General features: G+C 52.8%; 20 protein-coding genes and 1 tRNA gene. 6 read left to right on the plus strand and 15 right to left on the minus strand.

From position 1 onward, the window contains the following. Positions 1-3: 3 nt before the first annotated feature. The 8 genes from hpnH to CCALI_RS00345 all read right to left on the minus strand — a co-directional run bounded on the left by hpnH (position 4) and on the right by CCALI_RS00345 (position 7,961). The gene (hpnH, locus tag CCALI_RS00310) at positions 4-1,002 is read right to left on the minus strand and encodes an adenosyl-hopene transferase HpnH (protein ID WP_016481467.1); all 999 of its coding nucleotides are present in this window, start codon (positions 1,000-1,002) and stop codon (positions 4-6) included. Between the two features lie 206 nt (positions 1,003-1,208). Then, entirely contained in the window at positions 1,209-2,885 is a 1,677-nt protein-coding gene (locus tag CCALI_RS00315) for a formate--tetrahydrofolate ligase (RefSeq protein WP_016481468.1), read from the minus strand. Continuing rightward, positions 2,878-3,498: a uridine kinase family protein gene (locus CCALI_RS00320; RefSeq protein ID WP_016481469.1), complete on the minus strand. Its 621-nt coding sequence runs from the start codon at positions 3,496-3,498 to the stop codon at positions 2,878-2,880. The genes CCALI_RS00315 and CCALI_RS00320 overlap by 8 nt, the downstream gene beginning before the upstream one ends. An 82-nt stretch (positions 3,499-3,580) precedes the next feature. Next, positions 3,581-4,615: a hypothetical protein gene (locus CCALI_RS00325; protein WP_016481470.1), complete on the minus strand. Its 1,035-nt coding sequence runs from the start codon at positions 4,613-4,615 to the stop codon at positions 3,581-3,583. Then, positions 4,612-5,904: a GspE/PulE family protein gene (locus CCALI_RS00330; RefSeq protein WP_016481471.1), complete on the minus strand. Its 1,293-nt coding sequence runs from the start codon at positions 5,902-5,904 to the stop codon at positions 4,612-4,614. The genes CCALI_RS00325 and CCALI_RS00330 overlap by 4 nt, the downstream gene beginning before the upstream one ends. Positions 5,905-5,989: 85 nt before the next feature. Next, positions 5,990-6,904, minus strand: a complete 915-nt coding sequence (locus CCALI_RS00335; RefSeq protein ID WP_016481472.1) for a ParB/RepB/Spo0J family partition protein — start codon at positions 6,902-6,904, stop codon at positions 5,990-5,992. 297 nt (positions 6,905-7,201) lie between these two features. Beyond that, positions 7,202-7,273, minus strand: a tRNA-Val gene (locus CCALI_RS00340). Positions 7,274-7,382: 109 nt separating this feature from the next. Continuing rightward, positions 7,383-7,961, minus strand: a complete 579-nt coding sequence (locus CCALI_RS00345; RefSeq protein ID WP_016481474.1) for a peroxiredoxin-like family protein — start codon at positions 7,959-7,961, stop codon at positions 7,383-7,385. A gap of 45 nt (positions 7,962-8,006) precedes the next feature. Between CCALI_RS00345 and CCALI_RS00350 the strand changes: the two genes are divergently transcribed. Then, positions 8,007-8,894 carry a glycosyltransferase family 2 protein gene (locus CCALI_RS00350; RefSeq protein WP_016481475.1) on the plus strand — a complete coding sequence of 296 codons (888 nt, stop codon included), beginning with the start codon at positions 8,007-8,009 and terminating at the stop codon, positions 8,892-8,894. A 417-nt stretch (positions 8,895-9,311) separates the two neighbouring features. Here CCALI_RS00350 and CCALI_RS00355 read toward each other — a convergent pair whose 3' ends face one another. Together CCALI_RS00355 and CCALI_RS00360 are read right to left on the minus strand one after the other, a co-directional pair. Next, complete coding sequence (locus CCALI_RS00355; RefSeq protein ID WP_016481477.1) at positions 9,312-10,694, minus strand: hypothetical protein; 1,383 nt, start codon at positions 10,692-10,694, stop codon at positions 9,312-9,314. A gap of 179 nt (positions 10,695-10,873) precedes the next feature. Next, on the minus strand, positions 10,874-11,311 hold the full coding sequence (locus CCALI_RS00360) for an Rrf2 family transcriptional regulator (protein WP_016481478.1): 438 nt from the start codon (positions 11,309-11,311) through the stop codon (positions 10,874-10,876). 337 nt (positions 11,312-11,648) lie between these two features. Here CCALI_RS00360 and ric point away from each other — a divergent pair, with 337 nt between their 5' ends. The 3 genes from ric (at position 11,649) to CCALI_RS00375 (ending at position 13,327) form a co-directional block, all read left to right on the plus strand. After that, complete coding sequence (ric, locus tag CCALI_RS00365; protein WP_016481479.1) at positions 11,649-12,383, plus strand: iron-sulfur cluster repair di-iron protein; 735 nt, start codon at positions 11,649-11,651, stop codon at positions 12,381-12,383. A gap of 76 nt (positions 12,384-12,459) precedes the next feature. Then, complete coding sequence (locus tag CCALI_RS00370; RefSeq protein WP_016481480.1) at positions 12,460-13,059, plus strand: hemerythrin domain-containing protein; 600 nt, start codon at positions 12,460-12,462, stop codon at positions 13,057-13,059. Between the two features lie 34 nt (positions 13,060-13,093). Then, positions 13,094-13,327 (plus strand): hypothetical protein, encoded by a 234-nt coding sequence (locus CCALI_RS00375; RefSeq protein ID WP_016481481.1) that lies wholly within the window; start codon positions 13,094-13,096, stop codon positions 13,325-13,327. A gap of 298 nt (positions 13,328-13,625) precedes the next feature. Here the strand turns inward: CCALI_RS00375 and CCALI_RS00380 are convergent, their stop codons facing one another. From CCALI_RS00380 to CCALI_RS00395, 4 genes are read right to left on the minus strand one after another with little or no spacing between them, the layout of a single operon-like run. After that, a complete protein-coding gene (locus CCALI_RS00380) occupies positions 13,626-14,480 on the minus strand; it encodes a carbohydrate ABC transporter permease (RefSeq protein ID WP_016481482.1) in 855 nt (284 codons plus the stop codon). Positions 14,481-14,502: 22 nt separating this feature from the next. Next, positions 14,503-16,953: a PAS domain S-box protein gene (locus CCALI_RS14545; RefSeq protein WP_016481483.1), complete on the minus strand. Its 2,451-nt coding sequence runs from the start codon at positions 16,951-16,953 to the stop codon at positions 14,503-14,505. 14 nt (positions 16,954-16,967) lie between these two features. Beyond that, entirely contained in the window at positions 16,968-17,849 is an 882-nt protein-coding gene (locus CCALI_RS00390) for a carbohydrate ABC transporter permease (RefSeq protein ID WP_016481484.1), read from the minus strand. Beyond that, positions 17,846-19,240: an ABC transporter substrate-binding protein gene (locus CCALI_RS00395; protein WP_016481485.1), complete on the minus strand. Its 1,395-nt coding sequence runs from the start codon at positions 19,238-19,240 to the stop codon at positions 17,846-17,848. Before CCALI_RS00395 ends, CCALI_RS00390 begins: the two co-directional genes overlap by 4 nt. A gap of 136 nt (positions 19,241-19,376) precedes the next feature. On the opposite strand from CCALI_RS00395, the gene CCALI_RS00400 reads away from it, so the two are divergent. Continuing rightward, positions 19,377-20,201: a serine hydrolase gene (locus tag CCALI_RS00400; protein ID WP_016481486.1), complete on the plus strand. Its 825-nt coding sequence runs from the start codon at positions 19,377-19,379 to the stop codon at positions 20,199-20,201. A 180-nt stretch (positions 20,202-20,381) separates the two neighbouring features. On the opposite strand, the gene CCALI_RS00405 is transcribed toward CCALI_RS00400, so the two are convergent. Further along, the gene (locus tag CCALI_RS00405; RefSeq protein WP_016481487.1) at positions 20,382-21,230 is read right to left on the minus strand and encodes a YesL family protein; all 849 of its coding nucleotides are present in this window, start codon (positions 21,228-21,230) and stop codon (positions 20,382-20,384) included. Positions 21,231-21,340: 110 nt separating this feature from the next. Here CCALI_RS00405 and CCALI_RS00410 point away from each other — a divergent pair, with 110 nt between their 5' ends. Next, a complete protein-coding gene (locus tag CCALI_RS00410) occupies positions 21,341-22,369 on the plus strand; it encodes a LacI family DNA-binding transcriptional regulator (protein WP_016481488.1) in 1,029 nt (342 codons plus the stop codon). Positions 22,370-22,505: the final 136 nt, after the last annotated feature.

A 22,505-nucleotide genomic window follows, 5' to 3' on the forward strand; every position in this document is an offset into this window, starting at 1 on the left:
ATTTTATTTAAGCGACCAGGCAGCGAGCTGAAGTTTTCCCTTGAGGGTTTTCATCGCCTCGGTTACGGCGCTGTGCTCAAAACCGCTGTGCATTTTGCAGTTTTGGCAGCGCGGGTCTAGGCGCGATTCCCAGTACTCCCAGTTGGTGGTGTTCCAGAAGGTCTCCCAATCTGGGATGTACCGTTCGCCGATCAAGTAACAGGGAGACTTCCACCCCATGGGGGTATAGTTGACGGTAGACCAAGGGGAGCAAGGCAGCTCGCGCAAGCCGGCTGCGAATTCTAGAAAGATGGGGGTCGCACAGACTTTGTATTTGCCGGCGAAGCTGCGTATCTGTCGAAACTTTTCGTGGATCTGCTCTCGAGTAAGAAAGATATCACGCTCCACGCTTTCGTATTCGTAGCCCGGCGAAACGAGGATGCCCTGAGCTTTCAGTTCATCCACGAGTTTGCAGAGTGCCTCAACCTCTTCTACCGAGGTCTCTTTATACACGGTGGTGTTGATATAGACATAGTAGCCGAGCTCGGCGGCGCGCTTCATCATCTCGACGGCTTTGTCAAACACACCGGCGCGGTTGCACACATAGTCGTGGGTTTCTCGAAGCCCATCAAGATGGATCATAATGAAGAGGCGAGGGTCTGGTGGTATAACTCCAAACACCTTTGTGTCGAGTTTAAGGGCGTTTGTGCAGAGAATAACGTATTTGTCGCGCGCAAATAGCCCCTCGATCAGCTCCTTGAGCTCTGGATAGAGGGTAGGCTCGCCACCGCAGAGGTTCACGATCGGGGCGCCGCAGTCATCAACCGCTTTGAGACAGGTTTCCACGCTGAGACGATCTTTCAATTTGCCGGTATGGCGCTCTACAGAACAGCCGATACAGGCCAAATTGCAGGTATAGAGGGGCTCAAGCATGAGCACTGTAGGATAGCGGGTTATGCCCGCCTTTTCCATTTTTGCACGATGACGCGCTTGCGCCATCATAAACCCTATCGGATAACGCATTGCGTGAGGAGCCTCCTTTTAGGTGTTGTATCGCTGGTCTACGAAAAATTGCCGGTTCACTTTAGTGATTGTACCCTATAATACGCTCAGACATATGTTTTGTGATACTTGGCGATCTAAGATCGCAACTAGTATCTAAATAGGCAACTGTAGCCTATGGTTGCTTCTCCATCGCGAGGAGAGACGGCTTTTGAGGCTATGCTCAACTAGAAAAGCCCGACGATGCGCCCGGTATCGTCTATATCTATGTTTTCGGCGGCGGGAACTTCGGGAAGGCCTGGCATGGTCATGATGTCGCCGGCAAGAGCGACAACGAAACCAGCCCCTGCGGAAAGGCGCAACTCCCGAATATGGAGGATGAAGTTGGTTGGTGCGCCTCCGGCCTTTGGGTCATCGCTAAAGGAGTATTGTGTTTTTGCCATGCAGACTCGGAGACGACCGAACCCGTTTTTCTCAAGCCAGCGTAGTTGCGTCGAAGCGGCCGGTTCCAGAGCGATACCGTTAGCCCCATAAACCCGTTTCGCGATGGTCTCCATCTTGGTGAAGAGGCTGCCTTCTTCGGTGTAGAAGGGGGTAAAGTGGGCGGGTTGCTCTAGTGCCTGAAGAACCTTTGCTGCCAGCTCCTCTCCGCCTTTTCCGCCCTGTCCCCAAACATCGCAGGGGGCGACGAGCCAGTTCTTGCTTTGTGCGTAGTCTTGTACGAGCGCGATCTCTTTGACTGAATCGGAGGAGAAGCGATTGATGGCGATTACGAAGGGAACTTTGACCTGTTGCACGATACCTACATGACGTTCGAGGTTGACCAATCCGGCCTCAAGTGCCGCGAGATTCTCCTCGTCGAGCTTCTGTTTGCGAACGCCGCCATGCGTTTTAAGGGCACGGATAGTCGCTACGATGACCACAGCATCGGGGGGTAGACCGGCGGTCGGAGCGACAATATCACAGTACTTTTCGAAGCCGAGGTCTGCCCCGAAACCGGCCTCAGTAACAACGATCTCTCCCAAACGGCGTGCTAGTTTGGTGGCGATGATGCTACTACAGCCGTGTGCGATGTTGCCGAAGGGACCTCCGTGCACGAAAGCCGGTGTTCCCTCTAAAGTTTGCACTAAATTGGGCTTAAGTGCATCGCGCAGAAGAACCGTCATGGCCCCATGCACTTTAAGATCGGCGGCCGTTATGGGCTCACCTGCCCGATTCTGTCCGACGACAATCTTTCCTAAGCGATCTTTCAGCTCGCTAAGATGGTTGCTAAGGCACAAAATAGCCATGACCTCGGAGGCAACGGTGATAAAAAACTGTGATTCGCGGGGGATGCCTCCTTGTTTTCCTCCTAATCCGACGACGATGTGACGTAACGCCCTATCGTTCATATCCACAACGCGGGGGAAGGAGATGGTAAGAGGGTCTATGTTAAGACGATTACCATGATGTAGATGGTTGTCTATAGCGGCCGCAAGCAGGTTATGCGCGGCGCTGATTGCATGCATGTCTCCCGTGAAGTGAAGGTTAATATCCTCCATGGGGATGACTTGGGCATAACCACCCCCGGCAGCACCTCCTTTCAAGCCAAAAACTGGTCCCATAGAGGGCTCGCGAATGGTGACAATGGCACGTTTTCCCAGTCGGCAAAGGGCCTGGCCTAAACCCACCGTCACGGTGGTTTTGCCCTCTCCGGCGGTAGTAGGGGTGATGGCGGTCATCAGCACAATTTTGCCTTCCGAGCCGACGGGATCGTTCAAATGCCGTTCAATCGCAGAGTATCCAATTTTGGCTTTATAAGTGCCGTAAAGTTCAAGGTCGTTGAGAGTGAGACCTAAAGCGGCTGCCACCTCGGTAATGGGGCGTGGGGTAACGGATTGAGCGATAGCGAGGTCGTTATTCATGCGGGCTCCTTCGAGTGCTCCAAAGTTCACGAATGATAGCGGCGAGATAGGGAGCGATGCGTTGAAAATCGGCATCACCTCTTACACTGAGGTCGGCGTGGACGCGGGAGGGTTCTACGTAGGCTGCATGCCCCACGCGAGCACACTCTCGATAGTAGGTGGCGATCCAGTGGGGGTCGGTGCTTCCACGCCCACCCTGCATATCTCGAAGAAGGCGTCGAAGAGCCCGAAGATCGGCATCGAGCTCCACAAAAAGGCGAAGATCGAATCGCTCTCGGAGTTCGGGGACATAAAGTGCCATGAGGCCTTCCACGAGAATGACATCAGGGGCATTTTCTGAGGCACAGAGTGTCTCAAGTTCGGCAATGAGCCGCGCGTTATCGGCGGAGTTTGGATGGTTGTTATCGGGAAGGCGTTCGCCGGTGGAGGGGGAGATAAAGGTAGGGCCTCCGGGCGCGCCGCGATAGAAGTAGCGATCCATGCCGATCACCTCCGCATGCAGCGGAGGCCGACCGGCGGCAAGCGCCTGCGCAAGGTGCTGAACGAGGGTGGTCTTTCCGGATGCCGAACCACCAGCGATACCTACGATGACTGAACGTGTTTGATTTTTCATCCTTCTTGTAGGCTGTTTCTTTTAGGGTGTTGTTTGTGTTTATGAAAACTAGGTGACTGAGTTCACACTCCAGATCATGGAATTACCGCACTGGTTGAAAGCAGTAGAGTTCGCGTTTTCCTTTGCCTTCATCTACGAGCGCAAGCAGGCCTATTTTCCCGTCGTCTCGTGGGTCACCGATACGCACATCGAGGACTTTGCCCGGCAGCGGATCGCTACGCCAGCTCTCTTCATAATCGTCAAAGCGAGTCAGTTGCCAGAAGGTTTTATCGCGCTCGTCAGCTTTAGGCACATAGACGATGAGGCGGTCGCCATCGGGCGTGCCGGTTGGGCTTCCGCTTGTGCCTGCTGTCAAAACTCCAATGAGCCATCTTCTCTGGCCTTGCCAGTAGGTTTGAGCGTAGAGTATGTTGGTTGTGAGGTTTTGTCGGCCTTCAAACGGGTAGGTACCAGTGCCCCAATGGGGGTAGCCCTCCTCGGTGGGGTTCAGGTGAAGGTCATCGGTCACGAGTTTGCCTGCGTTCAGCGTCCATACCGAGGTATTATCGCCGTTACCGCAGACCAGGAGGTCGAGCTGACCAGGGCGGATAAGGCTGAAGCGGAGCGCCGGTGGGGGATCGCAGAGGCGTTCAAAACCTCCACCTTTCCACATAAAGATGCCACCAGAGGTTACGATCTGCACCATCGGCAGCTTTGGGGTTTTCACGATTTTGTTTTTAGGTGGTTGCGCATCGGTTTCGTCTGGTGCGGCAAGCGTTGGCCAAGAGTCGGCGAAGTGGCCGGCGATGAGAGGATCCGTAGCCCATCCAATAAAAGAGGCCGTAGCGTCGGTTGCAAAGCGAAAGCCATCCCAATGCGTAAGCAAAAGTCGCCGTCGAAAGTCGGTGGGGCTTTCCGTTCCGATCAACAGCAAAAGGTCGTCCTGTTGATTTTGCCGGATAGGGCAAAGCTCGAACAGTGCTGTATCATCGGGCAAAGGAGTGTGCCAGGCGAGAGTGAAGGCGGTGAGAAAGGGGTTGTCCTTACGGGCGAACGGATTGAGCTGCCCTAGGCATTGGCCGATCGCGCAGAGAAGAAAGAGCAGACAGAGGGGGGATAAGAAGCTTCGGCTTCTCATCCCAGCCCTCCGTTTTCCATGCCAGGAGTCAAACCAGAGGTCATGGTGGAGTAGACAGCGGTGAAGACCTCTCTGGGGGTTGTAAGCCCGGCGAAAATTTTTTGATGGCCGTCTTCTAACATGGTACGCATCTGTTGTTTTTTACGGGCGTATTCATAGATCTCCCCGATGGTGGCTCGACGGGCGATCATTTCGCGCAACTCCGGTGTACTCACCAGAATCTCGAAAATGCCGATACGTCCTCGGTATCCCGTTTTACGGCACTGTTCGCAGCCAGCGCCTTTGTAGAAAGTTTTCCCCTGCATCGCATCGGGGTTGAGGCCTATTTCGATCAGCTCGTCACGAGGGGGCTGGTAGGGTTGTTTACAGTTAAGACATATCGTACGTACGAGGCGCTGGGCCATAACGGCTTGGAGGGTGGAGGCGATAAGATAAGGCTCTCCACCCATGTCGATCATGCGGCCGATGGTCTCCACCGCATTGTTCGTATGGAGGGAGGAGAGAACGAGATGACCCGTTAGGCTTGCCTGAATGCCGATTGCCAGCGATTCGGGGTCGCGCATTTCGCCGACCATCATGACGTCGGGGTCTTGGCGGAGGAAAGCTCTCATAACGCGCGGAAACGTCATGCGTTCCGTGACCTGCACTTGGGTGATGTGGTCGGCGAACTCATACTCAATGGGGTCTTCCACGGTAACGATGTTACGGCGAGTGCGGTCTAGCTTGTTGATGGAGGCGTAGAGGGTAGAGGTTTTGCCGCTACCTGTAGGGCCGGTAACGAGCACCATGCCATAGGCGGATTGAATGGCCTGGCTCCACTTTTGCAGCACGTCGGGTGGCATTCCCAGTTTATCTAACTCCACCCTGGCACCGACCGGGTCGAGAATACGCAGGACCATCTTTTCCCCGTTCAACATGGGCAGCACGGAGACGCGGGCGCTTAGTTTTCGCGTGCCGTACTCCATGTCAATACGGCCGTCTTGCGGCTCTCTCCGTTCGTCTATGTGCATGCCGGCGGCAAGTTTGAGGCGTGCGAGAATGTTGGGCACGATGTCTATGGAGAGTTGCCCCACATCATGCATAATGCCATCTATGCGATAGCGCACAAGCATGCGATTGCGTTCCGGCTGCAGGTGAATGTCGGAGGCACCGAGGTCGAGCGCTTTACGCAGCAAGAAGTCGGTCTCGCTAACGGCCTGGGTCAGTTCACCACCAAGCTCTCGCGCGATGCCGTCCTCGCGCATAATCAGTCGAAAGGCCAAAGGGCCACGGGGTGCAACCTGGGTCATGGTTTCTGTTCCTCTTCAGCAAAGCATCGGCATAAGGGCTGTCGGTTATGGGACAAAAGCCCGTTTTCTATAGTGTACCGTATTGCTAGAAATTTGTGCTACGTTGTTTGCAGGCATGCAACAGACTTTCAACGACCATCTGTAGGGAGTGGAGAGCCTCTTGCAGTGCGGTTAGTTCATCCTCTTGAAGCTGCTCGATTTGGATATCGGCTAGAAGCGGCAATATGTCCAAAACCTTCTGCGCTGCATGACTACTTGGCATATGGTTCTCGACAACGGCACGCTCATCGTCCATGTGGGGAAGTTCACGGAGTTGCTGATAGATCTGTTCCCTTTGAGCGGGAGGAGTCTCCAAAATCTCCTGAGCGCGAAGGGGATCGGTACGTATGACGCGAACGAGTTTCTCGGTCTCTTCGCTGTTGAGACGCTCTTGTTGAATATGTTCCACCACCTGTTGCTGCAATTCGGGGTATGAGTTCAGCTGTTTGAGATAGCGTGCGTGTTTTTCGGTAATTTGGCCGGCTGAGGGTCTATTGGGGCTAGAGACGACGGCCTCGCCGATCTCTTCGGGGAGGGTGAGCAGGTCGAGAAGATAGTTTACCGAGCGTTCCGACAGGCCTAGCCGCTGAGCGACTTCGCGGGTGGTAAGGTTCAAGGTCTCTTTAATTTGCTGGATAGCGCGCGCTTTTTCGAGGGGCTGCAGGTCTTCGCGTTGAAGGTTTTCGATGAGCTGTTCGGTGAGGCGCTCCTCGTCGGTGATCTCTCGTACCACGCAGGGAAGGGCATCGAGGCGTGCCAATTTGGCCGCGCGCCACCGGCGTTCACCCGTGACGATTCGGTAGTGAGGAGAGCCGGGGATGGGGGTTACGGTAATGGGGTTCAGCAAACCGTGCTGCCGGATGCTATCCGCAAGTCCCTGCAAACTCTCCTCATCGTGGTATTTACGAGGTTGTGCGGTATCAGCAAGGATATGATCAATGGGAATCGCCCGTATTTCCAAAGTTCTCCTCCGAAAACCACAGGTTTACGCCATTATAACGACCTTTTACAGCGGTGTCAACAGGCTTTCGCCAGGCGGAGCAGCACAGACCCCTCCGTTAGTAAGAGACTTTAGAGTGCGGGTACGCGAGGGTGTCGTCACGATCACTGCCACACGGCGGCTATTGCTTGCCGCCTCAGGGCCGACACTCTGTTCTTCGGAAACATCAAAGCAGGACTGTCACTTGCTGAGCATGGAGGATAGCGGGGTCGAGCTGCGATTGTGGAACGGACTGAGGTTTTCTAAAAAATGCAAAAATGGGCAGTGCTGGATTTGAACCAGCGACCTCCTCGGTGTGAACGAGGCGCTCTACCCCTGAGCCAACCGCCCATTCTGCATTCATTGTACCCTCGCATAGAGCTGTTTTGTCAAGCTGTTATGAGGCCGTGAGTCGGTGTCTTCAGGATAAACATGATCATCGTTTTGTTGCAAGAGGTTTTCATAACTGCCGAATGACCTCTTGTAGTTCGCTGATGGTGGGGTTGTCAGCGATGTCATTATAGTAGTGAGCATAGCGAATCGTGCCCTGGTGATCTACGAGAAACACACCGGGCATTTGGAAAGGATCGCCCTGCGGAAGCAGGCTGAAATGTTTATGAAGCATGGCACGGAAGGCACTCGAAATGACGTGGCTCGTGGTGAACTGGGCGAGCGAGGCACGTCCTAGAGCAAAGGCACGATAGGCCTCTCTCGTGGGGTCACTAAGACAGATAAAGGGTGCGTCGAGGCGTTGTTGTTGACAAAAGTTTTGAGTACGTTCTGGGGTGCCTAGGGTAATAAGTGCGACTTGCACATTGGCACCGATGAACTGATCTTTTGCTTGACGAAGTTGATGGACTAGTTCGACACAGAAGGGGCAACCAAAGTGCCTAAGGAATACGAAAAGCGTGGGACGTTGAGTCCAGAAACAAGAGAGGGCCACTGCCTCGCCGCTATCGGCTAATTGGACGGAGGCATCCGGGGCTTTTTCGCCTAACTGTAAGGTCGGCGTGGTATCCTTTTGTAGGGATGAAGGCATAGACCATTCCCTCCTACACACTATTCTACCATATTTCGGTGACCGATGGATCTTTCTATTGTTATCGTAAATTACAACACATGCCAATTGCTTCGTGCCTGTTTGGCGAGTTTGCCAGCGGCGGCCGCGGGTTTAGAATACGAAGTTTGGGTGGTGGATAACGCTTCACAAGACCACAGCGCCGACATGGTGGCTGCCGAATTTCCCGCAGTGCATCTGATCGCAAGTAAGGAGAACTTAGGGTTTGCCAAAGCCAACAATTTGGCATTGAAACGGGCCTCTGGGCGATACTGTCTTTTGCTGAACCCAGATACAGAGCCCAAACCAGGCGCGTTACGACGGATGGTGGAATATCTGGATGCGCACCCCGATGTGGGAGCCATAGGGCCGAAACTGCTCAACAGCGACGGCAGCCTTCAGCGCAACGGGCGTCCCTTTCCATCTCCATTGCGCGAACTGCTCGGCTTCGATGTGATCAGGAAGCTTTTCTCGCGCTTATTAGGGCTGAAGTTCGAGTTTGGGCGTGATGATTTTGACGTACAGTGGAACGTAGACCACGTTTCGGGCGCATGCATTATGGTGCCACGGAGGGTTATTGAAGAGGTTGGGATGTTGGATGAGGCCTTTTTTATGTTCTATGAGGAGGTGGAGTGGTGTTGGCGAATAAAGCGAGCGGGCTACCGGGTTGTCTACTTACCGCAAGCAGAGGTGGTACACCACTGGATGGGCAGCGTGAAAAGCCAGTATCGGCAGATGGCGCGCCTGCTTTTGAGGAGCAGCTTTATCTACTATCGCAAAACGGCATCGCCTCCTGTGCGTCTGCTAGCAGCTGTCGTTAATGTGGCTCGTTTGGTGCGCAACGAGTTTATCTATATGGGTGTTATGGGCAAACGCCTGCTAAGACGCCTTATCGGGAAGCGATCTGGCCTTTAGTGCTGATGAAGATTCTCATTCTCCTCTTGGGAGGATAGACCCGTCTTGTGAGGGGGATACTCGAATGAGCTCCTCCGATATCTTGGCATCTCGTCTATAGAGGGCTTCCTTGGCTCTGAGGATGTCGTTTCGGCTTCGTCGTTGGTCGCTCGTCGTCTTTCAGGTGTGCTATTGGCGAACTGTTCTACAATGTTACGGATACATACAAGAATGAAGAGGATGGGATTATAAAGCAAAACCCTGCAACTCGGAATATTAGAGTAAAAATATCTTTATAGGGCGAAAACGAACTTATTCCCAAACCATCCTCATGAGACATACTCAGCATAATGCCAAAGAAGAGAAACGGCAGTACCATCACGAGAACGAAGATGACAGTTAGCAGGTCCCATATACTTAGGTTCTTTTTTCGAGAGCTCATGCGTGCTGCCCCAACGATTTTTCTACAGAGGAGGACTGTTGCAAAGATCGGGTTAAGACCTCGATGCAGTTCTCCGCCTCTTGGCTAAGAACGGAATCGATTCTATCATACCTTGAATCGGAGAGGAAACTCCGAAGTACTGGTAGGGTATGGTGTTGGCCGGTTTTTGCCAAGAGCTGAAGCAGAACACGGCACGTCTGATGATCTTGGAAAAGGTTCTCCATTTCGGTTCGAGTTGCTGGGCGCGCGTCAGACGGGGAGTTCTCCATCCAATCGCCTCGCAAATGCAAATAGTAATACGGAGAGTTGTCAGATAGGACTGACAGCACGTACACCAAACCAATAATCCCGGCGAATCGACCTGTCATGCAAGCGGCATCGAGAAGGTTCTCTGGATCTAGACAACTTTTAAGCGCCTGTCTCCATTCATCAGCACGCTGGGGACAGAGCAGTGTATAGATGCGAAGATAGCTGCGGGCGGGCAGCACCAGTCGCTCGGTTTCAGAGAGGGTGGGGATGATTTTTGCTAGTGCCTGGCGCGCACCGTAGTGTTGCCAGATATCGAACCGTTGTAGGTCGCAGAAGAGGTGGAGCTTTTCTATAAGGAAGGGAATGCTATGTTTGGTAAGCGAGGCAAGTATTTCGTTCTCAACGCGGAGTTTTCTGATCTGGATGCGATAGGTGCGCTCCCACAACAACAAGCACACCATCGAACTACCGATGGCAACCATAAATGGAGAGTCTGTTCCGAGAGTATGCTGCATCGAGATGCTGGACAGTAGGAGAAGCGGTGTTCCGAGAAGGCCTGCTAGAATGAGGAGCATGGTTAAGCGCGATTGACGGCGTTCGAGCACTCGGAGCAAACGCTGGGCTCGTAACACGATGCGGCCCTCTCGAATCTGTGGTGTTGTTTGTAGGGCAATTTGAGTGAGGTTCTGAGACTGGCTCTCCATTAATTGAGCGATATTCGCGGGAACAAGCAGGAACACGCCATTGCCCCAGAGAGCCATCTGATGCGGGGTATCTGGATCCGCTAAGCGTTCATCGAGAGCATAGAGACGAATTTTGTTGAAGGGAATACGCTGAAGCGAGCGGCCTTGTCGGACGCTGATGCTTTCGTTGGTGACGATGAAGGTGCGGGGTCGCCATGCGAGTGCCTTTACAACGCCGATACCGAACAGATAGAGCAGCAAGCCAAGCGTCCACAGGGTGAGCGTTGCGAGCCAGGGTGCAAATGCGGCGTGAAGGCGCTCGTAGTTATACACGCCGATGAGGACGATTAGCAACACGTCAAGGCCAAGCGCGAAACAGAGTATGGCAAAAGGCGCAGCTGAGGTCTTTGCTCTAAAGTAGCCGGCGGAGAGCGCTGTTCCTGGCATATTCCATCGTCCTGTAGGGTTTTTTTAATACGACAGACGTAATGAAAGCGCTAGGCGTTTCACGACTCTACGGCTACGCCGGTAAACGCTCATCGTGCGACATATTTGGCCTATGGTTTCCGAGCTTGCGTCCCAATGGAGATAGGTTTCGGACTGCGCTCGCCTACCTAGTTACATCCTCAAGAGTTTATATTAGGGAAATGACAGATCTGGCTCTCCAGTGCGGCCTCCTCAATAAGCTCGGCTACGGTAGTGGAACGAAAGGCGTTTTCAATGATGGCCACAGCGCCATCAATGCGTCTATGGAGGGGGCACAGGTTTTCACCGTGCGCGGCCAGCCGAAGCGGGCAGGTGCGTATACGCGGTATGGGGTCTACGGCATTGACTACCTCGTAGATGGTGATTTCGTAAGGGGCTTTCAAAAGGCGCGAGCCGCCATAAAGGCCGCGTTGTGAGCTGATGAGCCCTACCCGACTTAGGTTTTGCAGCACCTTTGAAAGGTAACCTACTGGTACTCGTGTAGCTTCAGCGATCTCTTTTGTTGTTTTTGCGACATTCGGCTCCTTTGCCAGATAGACAATGGCACGTAGAGCATATTCAGCGGTCTGTGAGATCATGGTCGTCCAAATCGTTCTCCAAAAAATTTTTTTACCAAAAGGTTGACATGTAGTGTACCCCAAAGCATATAATATTGATAAGTGGATGATGATATCCAAAATAAACTGCTTACCATCTAAACCGCGGAGGGTTTCTGATGCGTTACGCGCGATTATGGATTGTTGTAGGGCTCGTGGTGGGGTCGCTTATAGATAGTTAGTTATCGTCTTTCAACAAGCGGCTTGTATTGCTACCTCTCATGGGCAAGGCCGCTGCTTTCGTGCTTTCACGGTGCACTAGACAATCTCGATGTTGAGAGAACGAGGTTACGAACCTAAATCTCAAAGGAGGTAAGAAATGATTGAGATTGATGTTCAGAAGACAATAGGGCAGCTTGTAGTGGAGCGGCCCGATAGAGCGCGTGTGTTCGAAGCGTTCGGGCTAGACTACTGCTGCGGAGGGAAGAAGACCATCGGTGAGGCGTGCGCCGAAAAGGGCAAGAACGCAGCTGAGGTACTTGCCGCCCTCCGCGAGCATGATGCAGCAACACCGCCAGCTTCAGAGAGAGATTGGGGCCAGGCTACTTTGAGCAAGTTGGTAGATCACATTGTTGCGACACACCACGAGTACCTTCGCAGAGAGCTTCCCCGACTTCAAGAGATGGCTGCGAAAGTGGCTTTGATGCATGGCGATCGGCATCCGGAGATGGTACAGGTGCATGAGCTTTTTAAGCGTTTTCAGAGCGATCAGGAGTTGCACATGGCCAAAGAGGAGACTGTGCTCTTTCCGATGTGCAAGCTGCTCGATACGGCTACGGAGATGCCACCTACCTTTTGCGCCGGCACATTGCGGCACCCCATCCAGGCAATGGAGCGCGAGCATGACATTGCTGGAGACGACCTCGCCGAGATGCGCCGATTGACAAACGATTTCACCCCACCCCCAGATGCCTGTAATACATTTCGTGTGTTACTGGCTGGGCTTGCCGAGTTAGAGGAGGACATGCATATGCACATCCATAAGGAGAACAATATTCTCTTTCCGCGTGCGCTTGTGAAGGAGGATAGCCTACGGGCGGCGAAAGCCGGGTAGACGTGGGAGGATAGAGGGCTGGAGGATTCTCTTCAGCCCTCTAAAAAGAGAGTAGAATCTAAGGAGGAGATAGGAAATGGCGCTACAGATTGGAGCAAAGGCTGAAGGCAGCTTTCGTGAGCCGCTGCAGCTACTAAGCGATTGTCATCGCCGCATCGAGCGGTTTCTGCAACAGCTCATTCATGTGGCTGAGCAGACCGAGGGTGATGGATTAAACGAAGCCTATCGGGATGAGCTAGATACGGCCTTGCGGTATTTTGAAAACGCAGAGCCACTGCATACGGCCGACGAAGAGGTCTCTTTGTTCCCTCGCTTGCTCGCCAAGAAGCATGAGGAGGCCGAACGCATTATCAGGACGTTAGAGGCCGATCACGATGTGGTAGGAGCGCTACATAAGGCGGTTGGGGAGATTGGGAAAAGGTGGTTGGCGAGAGGATATCTAGAAAAGCAGGAGCTCGAGGAGCTGCTCGAAAAGCTCTATTTTCTGCGTAACACCTATCGCCGTCATATAGGTATGGAAGATCAAGTGCTTTTTCCTCTTGCGGCAGCGCTATTGAGCGCGGAAGAGTTAGAGGTTATCGGGCACGAGATGGCCGATCGGCGTGGAGTGCCGTTCGATACGCCGCCGGGAATGCGTTGTGCGAGCCGCAGATCAAAACAGGAGCAGCCAAAATAAGACCGAAGTTACCATAAAAAGGAGGAGTGTTCTATTGCGCGACCGCGTGTTATCTATTCGCCTGACCCCCGAAGAGTACGAATGGTTGCGACGTCGAGCCTACTGGGAAGGATGCTCTATGGCCGCTTTGGTGCGGAAGGAGATCCATCAACGGATCGCCGAGGAGGGATATCTCCGCCCGCCTGATGATGAACCGCAAGACTTCGGCTATGAAAAAGAGATGATGCAGTTTGTGCTAGCCGTTCAGAATGGGGAGTTATCTTACTGAGGCCATGGTGTTAGGGGACGGCTTCCGACGTTAAAAACTGCTCACCCGTGAGGGCCAGTGCGATCACTATCGGCCGAGCTGTGAGTCGGTTGTGGCGCGCTGTTGTCCGAGTAGCGAGAGAGCGTCGAAAGGATGCACTCGCTGTTTGAATACCTGTGGGTTGTGCGTGTAGAGAGGCTGGCGTTCATAAAATGTGTGCACCCGGAGACAGTAGGAGCGTAGGTTCCTACGCCCCTATTGTGATTTTTCGTTCTAAAAATAGTCGCACCTGTCCGATCAAGGAAGTGAGCCGTTCACGTTAGCCCTTTAAACCGGTGACAGCGATCCCCTCGATGAACTGTTTTTGAGTGAAGAAGAAGAGCACGATAACCGGAGCTACCACAATGGTCGAGGCAGCCATGAGGAGATTCCATTGCGTACCCCCATTTTGGCTTTGATAGTTTTGTAGGCCTAAACCGAGTGTGTACATGTTCTGATGGGCTAGATAGATAAGAGGGCCGAGAAAGTCGTTCCATACGCCCATAAATGTGAAGAGGGCAACGACGGCCAAGGCTGGCTTTGCCAAGGGCAGGATGACCTCTCGGAAGATGCCCCATTCAGAACATCCATCAATTTTTGCCGCCTCTGAAAGCTCGAAAGGAATGGTGAGAAAAAATTGACGCAATAGAAAGATGTAGAAGGCGCTGCCGAACCAAGCCGGCACCCAAAGAGGGCGATAGGTGCCTGTCCAGTGAATCTTTTCGAAGAGCACAAACGTGGGCACCATGAGGACCGGGAAGGGGATCATCATGGTGGCCAGGGTGAGCTTAAAGACGAGGTCGCGGCCGGGCCAGCGAAGCCGTGCAAAACCGTAGGCCACTAAGGCATTGGAAAAGACGGTGCCGCTGACCACAAGGATTTCAAGAATGAGGGTGTTGCGACCATAAATAAGAAAGGGGATATAGTGTAGCTGATTGCTCTCGTAGGTGAAGGCAGCGACATAGTTTTGCCATTCAATAGGATGTGGGATCCATATGGGAGGCATATGCATGGTCTGATCGATCGGCTTCAGCGACGTTGAGATCATCCAGAGCAGAGGAAAGGCGAATACAAAGGAAAGCGTAATGAGCACCGCATGTATGAGAAGGGAGGTTAGGAAACGTTTTTTGTGCATGGCGAATGACGTTCTCCGTGTATTAAACAGGTTTTGATTTGGGTGCATCGAGAATTTCGCGCACTCTGCGGGCTAGGGTAGAGGGCGTAAAAGGTTTTTGTAAGAAAGCAGTGCCCTCATGGACGAGGTTTTGCACTTTTGTGTGTTCTTCCGTATAGCCGGAAATGTAGAGTACCGGCAGGTTGGGTCGGATGCGATGAGCTTGAGCCACAAGTTCTAATCCGCTCTTTTGGGGCATGACCACATCGGTTATAAGAAGATCAATGGGTTTTGGGTATTTTGCGAGAATTTCCAGAGCTTCGTCGGGACTTTCTGCCGTGAGGAGATGATAGCCCTTGCGCGTTAAAGAGAGCGTTAACGTTTGTAGCACAAGCGGCTCGTCTTCGACAAGCAGAATCGTCTCATTTCCGCTTGGGGATGAGGAGGAAACAGGAGCAGGTTGTACGTCCGACTCCTCATAGCTGCGCGGTAGAAAGATATGAAAGGCAGCTCCTTCCTGCAGGGCGCTATCTGCAGCGATATATCCGCCCGCTTGCCGAATGATGCCATAGCAAGTAGATAGCCCCAGCCCGGTTCCCTTGCCGACCTCTTTTGTGGTAAAGAAAGGCTCAAAGATACGTGCAAGCACATCGGCACTCATTCCCTCACCGTCATCGCGGAATAGAATGTAGACGTACTCCCCAGGCGGAATCACCGTCTGAGCGAAGGTAAGCGTTTCAGAGACGGTTCTATTGTGAGTCTCGATGAGAATATGCCCTCCATGAGGCATGGCGTCACGCGAGTTGACCGCCAGATTCATGAGCACCTGTTCCATTTGACTCCGATCCGCTTTGACCGTCCAGAGGTTATTGCTGGGGCGAAAAGTCAGTTCGATGTCTTCCCCAATAATGCGGCGCAGGAGCTGCCCGATGTCTACAATGAGACGATTGATGTCGAGATTTTGCGGACGCGTGATCTGTTTTCTAGCGAATGCGAGGAGTTGGGAGGTAAGTTGCTTTGCACGTTCGGCAGCTTGCTGGGCATGGTGCAGATGCGTTTGCGCCTGGGCATCGGATTGAATGTGATCTTCTAAAAGCTCCAGGTAGCCCACGATGGCAGCGAGCAGGTTATTGAAGTCATGTGCGATGCCACCAGCAAGTCTACCGATGCTTTCCATTTTTTGTGCCTGAAGCAGTTGTGTCTCAAGGCGTCTACGTTCGGTGACGTCGCGGGCTAGAACAATACGCGCTTCCCTACCGGCATAGTTGGTATCATGTGAGGTAATCTCGACCTCGAAGATGGTGCCGTCTTTCCGTTTATGCCTCCAAAGAGTAGGAGGAGAATAACCGGCTTTCAGGTGAGCAAGGCGTTCTTCTAATGCCTCCCAATCTTCCGGCGGGCGAATATCACGGATGGTCATTTTAAGGAATTCGTCTCGGCTATATCCATAATGCGCGATCGCGGCATCGCTTACATCGAGGAACTGGAGGGTGTGGATGTCGAAGACCCAGACGGGGTCTGGGATGCTACGAAATAGGGAACGGTAGCGTTCTTCGCTCTCTTGGAGAGAGAGTTGAATTTGCAGGCGAGTATAGAGATGGCCAAGTGTAGAGGCGTAGAGGCGAAGAAGCTCTAGACGCTGCGGGGTAAAGTGTTGTCCAGAAAGTAGGTTATCGGCGCTTAGAAAGCCAATACAGCGGTTATGATTCCAGACGGAGGCAAAAACCAAAGTTCCATGACCTACTGGCTCCCCAAGAGCGTTACAGAGCGTGGAATTTTCGATGACGGCGATGGCTTGGGGGCTATGCTGTATTTGATGCAAAGCGTCGAGGGCTGGAAGAGGGCGTTGAACCGATCGCTCATCCACGGTTTTGCCCCCTTCATCTGTACCAAAGGTGCCTTTAATAAAGTTCTCTTTTAGGCACCAGATACCAAGCCTATCAAAGCCGAGCCGTTCTCGTCCTAACTCCACAGCAAGTTTATAGAAGGTCTCTTTGTCAGGGGCAAGGGCAAGTTGATAGGTAATCTCTTGAAGTGCGGTAAGTTTCTGAGTAAAAAGGCGATCCTCTTCATGGGCGCGTTGCAGAAGCTCCTCCACGCGTTTTCGGTCGTTGATGTCACGAAAATAGACCGAAAGCCCGTGGACGTAAGGATAGGCGTGGACTTCAAACCAGGTCTCTAAAGGCGGATAGAACTCTTCAAAAGCAACAGAGCATCTCTCTTCAATCGCCCGATGATATTGCACATAAAATGTGGAACCCACTGCCTCGGGAAAGACTTCCCATATATTTTGCCCCAGTAACTCTTGTCGCGAACGACGAAGTAGCTTTTCGGCGTTACTATTGACGTACACAAAGCGCCAGTTCGTATCCAAGGCAAAGAAAGCATCGGTGATACTTGCTAAAATAGCCTGGGCTTGCAGGCCATCTTTGTCTAAGAAGCCTTCCAAGGTTGGATTAGTCGCGAAGGTATCAGAAGCTTGTTGTTCGCTCATCTATCGCAAACTCCTTAATTGCCGCCATAATGCACATGACGTTCGCTAAATTTAAGGGCGGCAAGGGTTAAAATGAGGATCACAACAAACAGTATCCAACCCATGGCACAGGCGTAGCCCATTTTATGGTAGATGAAGGCGTTATCGAAAAGGTACATGGCATAGAAATAGATGGAGCGTGCCGGTGCGCCCTGAGGTGAGATGACGTAGGGTACCGTAAAGATTTGAAGGGTACCGATAATGCCCATGATGACGTTGAAGAGGATGACGGGGGAGATCATGGGAAGGGTAACATGGAGCGTTTTGGCCCACCAGCCCGCTCCATCGAGGTCAGCAGCCTCGTAGAGTTGTCGGGGCACATCCTGCAGTCCGGCCAAGTAGATTACCATAGCGTTGCCGACACCCCATGCCGAAAGCACGACGAGAGCCGTTTTTGACCAGGCCGGATCGCCCAGCCAGTTAGGGCCTTTAATGCCAAGATCCTGCAAGAAGGCGTTGAGGATGCCGTACTGTCCGTTAAATATCCATTGCCAGAGAATGGCGAGAGCCACCATGGGAACAAGGGAAGGAATGAAGAAAATAGTTCGGTAAAAGGCCATCCCGCGCACCTTTGTATTTAGTAGCAGGGCCAACGAGAGCGCCACCAAAGCGCTGATGGGCAACGCCCAGAGAGTATAGACGACAGTGTTTTGAACCGTTTGCCAGAAAATAGCGTCGTGGACGAGGTCACGATAGTTAGCGAGCCCGATGAAGACGGGCGGATAGAGAACGGAGTAGTCGCAGAAGCTGAAGTAGATAGAGGCGACCACCGGGTAGAGCAGGAAGGCAGTGAACCCAATGAACCATGGAAGAACGAAGAGGAGCGCAGTGCGCGTTTCGCGTCGGCTCTGTTTCATTGGTTAGCTCCTTGCGTAGGGAGAGTCTGATCCTCGTGCATGACCTGTTGACGTAGATGTAGGCGTCGCAGGTATTCATCTAACTTCGGTTGCATCTCTTTTTGCACCTCTTCGAGGGCTTGTTCGGGTGTTTTTTCCATGAGTGTTACCTCATCTATCGCATTAGAGAGGGCGCTACTATACTCAGGCCATATGCCCATTTTGGGCGGTGTGATCACGTTTTTACTATAGGCTAGCCTCACGAACAACTTGATATAGGGGTTAGGGTGAGTCGCATAAAACTGGGGGTCTACGTGGCGCAGCGGAGAGAACTTTCTTTGAAGGCCGCACAGCATTTCGCTGCCCTTACGCGATTCGATGAACCGAATAAAGGCGAAAGCGGCGTTCGGATGTTTTGCCCCATGCGGGATCACTAAGACGTCCTCGTCGGCCACAGAGGTATTGGCCAGATCCGGCCGGTCAGCAGGATAAGGGAAAGGCACAACGCCCCATATGCGTTTCGGTTTTTCCATTTGAGGCGCGAAGCGACTAATAAAGTTATACATCCATACGCCCTGAAGCTCCATGGCGACCTTGCCATCGAGGAAGCCGTTTTGAGGGGAAGAAAAAGTTCCTAGGCCACTTCGGAAGGACTGCAAATTGCCCGGCCCATATTTTTGGGAGTAAGATTGTATCCACTGATAAGCCCGGATATTACCGGGATCGGTGGCCGTGATTTTATCGCTTCCATTCCACAGTTTGCCGCCAAAGAAATAGCCCCACGCCCAGTTCCACCATCCTGGCTCTGTGGGTAGAAAACCGACTTTCTGTATATTGCCGTTGGCATCACGAGTGGTGATCTTGGCGGCATCGGCATCCAGTTCTTCGATTGTTTTCGGTGGGTGAGTGATACCGGCGGCAAGTAGCATGGCCATGTTGTAGTGCAGAGCGGTGGTAGCAGGTGTGCTTGGAAGTGCGTATTGATGGCCGTGATAGTGCCCCATATCCCAAAACACGGGGATAAAGTGGTTGCGGTCTAGCCCATAGCGTTTGCAGTAGCTATCGAGGGGAATAATCGCGTTATCGTCGGCATATTGGGCCACATTGGGGCCGTAGAGGCCGGCTACGTCGGGCGGGTCTCCTCCGGCGATGGCAAGAAGGGTTTTGTTCTCAATGCCGCTGACGGTGAGGAGATCTACATGAATGCGATTTTGAGAGCGGTTAAACGCTTCGACCGTCTTGCGGATGGCATCGCCTTCGAAGTCCGTCCATTTTTCCCAGTAGATAACGTGGATTTTGCCATCGTGATAGGTAGGGTGCGCGATCATCTCGCTATAGATAGCTGTCGCGATAATCAGGACGGCTATCATGGGAAGGCCGAGTCGGTTCAGCGGCAGGGGCGAACGTTTCAACAGAAAAGCGCTCCTTGCAGAGTTTCGAACATTATGCTCTATTGTACCCTCTGCGCACGAAGAATCGAGCAAGCTGTACGTTTGTGTGCGCCACCTGTGTCACAATGTTTAGGATGTTTTGCAGGGGAGGGACGCGATGCAGCAAGTTGCGAGCCTAGTGACGCCAGATGAACGTTTTTGGGCCGATGTAGCTGCCATTGAAAAGGCCTCGACCGGGGTGCTCTGTTTTGCTGCAGAGGATTTACAGACACGGAAGGTCGTGCAACACAACGCGGAGCATAAATGCCGTACGGCCAGCGTTATCAAGCTGCCTATTCTAGTGCATGTTGGTTTAGAGGTCGCGGAGGGCCGACGGGCGTGGGAGGAACCTTTGGTGCTGACCGATGAGGAAAAGGTGCCTGGGTCGGGCATCCTCTCGCAACTGACGGCAGGCCTACAGCTTACTTTGCGCGACGTGTGCGTACTGATGATCGTTCTTTCCGATAACACCGCCACAAATATGATTATCGAGCATATTGGCGGGGTGAACCCTATTAATGCACGGATGAGAGCGCTTGGGTTGGAGACAACCACCTGCTTTCGCAAGGTGTATGCCAGAGATGCCCTTCCCAATCCCTATGGCTTAGGCGTGACAACGCCACGGGAGATGTTGCAACTTCTTGAGATGATCGCAACCGGTAGCTTGGGCAGTGAGGCCCTATGTGAAGAGTTTTTAGCTATTCTCTCCAAGCAGCACTATCGCGATTGCATCCCGCGCTATCTGCCGGAGGAGTGGCGTTATGCTGGCAAGACAGGTTCGATTGATGAGGCTCGCAACGACGTCGGCATCGTTACCGATGCAGTAGGAAATAGGTTCGCACTGGCGCTGTTCTGTCAGGAGCTGCAGGTGGTGTGTTGGACGGCGGATAATCCGGGTGAAATCGCTTTGGCTCAGCTTGCAAAACGGCTTCTTTTAGAGTAGCGGAGCAGGGATGCAGGACCAGCACGGGCGCAATGCCTTTGCCCTTCCCTTTGGCTAGGTTGGCGGATAGGATCGCGGCTAGCCCCATTGCAGTTGGGCTGCTGTAAACCGGCCGTACGATTCGGAGGCAGGTCCGAATGCGCGCCAGACCAAAGCTGGCGTCTTTAGGCGCGCGATCGTTTACGGCTCTGATGTGATTTTCGATTCTGGGTTGGGTTCGACGTGCCAGGGCGTGTCTTCGATGGGCGTGTTCTGAGGTGGAGGCGGCATAAGCGCATAGCGTGCAAGCAGAAGGCAGGTGGCGCGCGTTACCAGTTGTAGCGGGAGCGCGGGGTAGAGCAGGATCCAAGCAATACCGGTGAGAAAGCAGAGCAGCACGAGCAGTGCGGTGATACAAAGAAGGCCTAGAGTATAGAGCGGATTCCCCAGGGTAAGAAAAAAGGAGCGACGAATAGCGGCCAAAGCTCCACGGCGCGCCCGCCGGTTTTCTTCGTCAAAAACCCCGTTCTCCTGTAAAACCAGCAGTGGGTATTGGTAGAGCAGAAGCAGTGACCAGCAAAGGAGGATGTAAGCCCAAAAGAGGGGGAGGAGGGTACCGAAAGGATGATGCCTGTAAGTATAAAAAAGGAGGTTTGCAAGCAACCCGAAGGTAATGACCAGCTGAATGAGGCCAAGGCGCATGGCTGGCCAGTAGTGTTGACGAAAGCCCTGAAGCAGATAAGCCCAGGATACCGAGCGCCCCGTGCAAATTCGGTAGGCGACAAAACAGTAGGCCGTGAAAAAGGGCGGAAAAATGGGTAGTGTCAGCAGGATAAGCAGAAAATAGCTCGCATGAGGGGGGCTGTGAAAAAGCTTTATGGCGCTGAGAGGAACAGAGATGAGCAGAGGGATTAGCAGACTGTGGAGCAGGCTGAAGGATATGGCCAAGCCAAGATGATCCCAAAAATCGCGCAGAGTAAGGCGCAACACCTGAAAAAGCGTGGGTCTGAAAGGGCTTTGCGTGGCAGAGTCGCTCATTGTGGACTTCATCTGTTCCTTTTTGTGCGTGTTTCTCTTGACAGTAACCTCTTTTCATTGTATCATATATACGAAGGGTGACAGGTGTTAGATATAAAGTAGAGAAAAGGTGACAGAAAACTATGGGGGTTACGATTCGCGAGCTGGCAGAAGCAAGTGGGGTGGCGCCATCCACCGTATCATATGTTATCAACAACGGCCCACGCCGTATAAGCGCTCGTACACGAGCGCGGGTAGAAGAGGCCATGCGTCGTCTCAACTACACTCCCAACGCACTGGCGCGTGGATTAGTGCAGAAACGCATTCATACCATTGGGGTCGTCTTCACACACTACGATCACCTCGTGCCAAATCTGTATTTTATGACGGTGTTGCAAGGCATTCTAGGGGCAACGATGGAGCGTAACCAGAACGTGTTGTTGTTTACGGACAATTTAGAGTGTGACGTTACTAAGAACCTGATGCGTTGGTGCGATGGACGCTGTGATGGCCTTGTGATTGTCGCATTACCGCACAACCCAACGGTAATAGATGAGTTGCTTGCACGCGAGGTACCCTTTGTGCTAGTAAACTACATGACAGACCGCAAGGATGTCACCTGCATAGATGTAGACAATGTGTCAGCCGCTCACCGGGCAGTTAACTATCTTATCGAGATGGGACATAAAAAGATCGCCATTTTTTGTGGTCATGATAGTACGGACAGCACCCACGAGCGATTGACTGGTTATCGTCAAGCCCTCATGGAGGCTGGTCTCCCTATTTGCGAAAAATGGATATTCCCAGGCAAATATTTTGAGGAGTTTGGGTACCATCAGGCGGAGAGGCTACTGGCTCTGCCCCAAGCGGAGCGGCCAACAGCCGTCTTCTGCTCAAACGATGAGTTGGCGATTGGAGCGCTGAAAGCGTTTGCTGAGCATGGAGTAAAGGTACCTGAAGAGATATCGCTTATTGGCTTTGATGACATTATTACGGCATCAACCATCCAACCCCCGCTTACCACGATGCGGCAGCCGCTAGTCGAGATAGGAGCACGAGCTACGGAGCTGTTATTGGAACAGATCGAACACAAACGCGCCCCCGGCATCAAAGAGCTTATGCCAACGGAGCTCGTGATTCGGGGGACCGTGGCAGAGCCGCCCTGTCGTTAGTAATAATAACCTTATTGTAGCACAAGCCTCTCCTGGTGGTGCTAAGAGCTGTAACCCTTTAGTAGACAGTGGCCATTATCTGCGCTATAATGCCTGTTCATGAATGGAATAGCGCGAATGTGGCTGCTGTTAGAAA

It is taken from the genome of Chthonomonas calidirosea T49 (assembly GCF_000427095.1).
In the GTDB taxonomy this organism is placed as follows: domain Bacteria; phylum Armatimonadota; class Chthonomonadetes; order Chthonomonadales; family Chthonomonadaceae; genus Chthonomonas; species Chthonomonas calidirosea.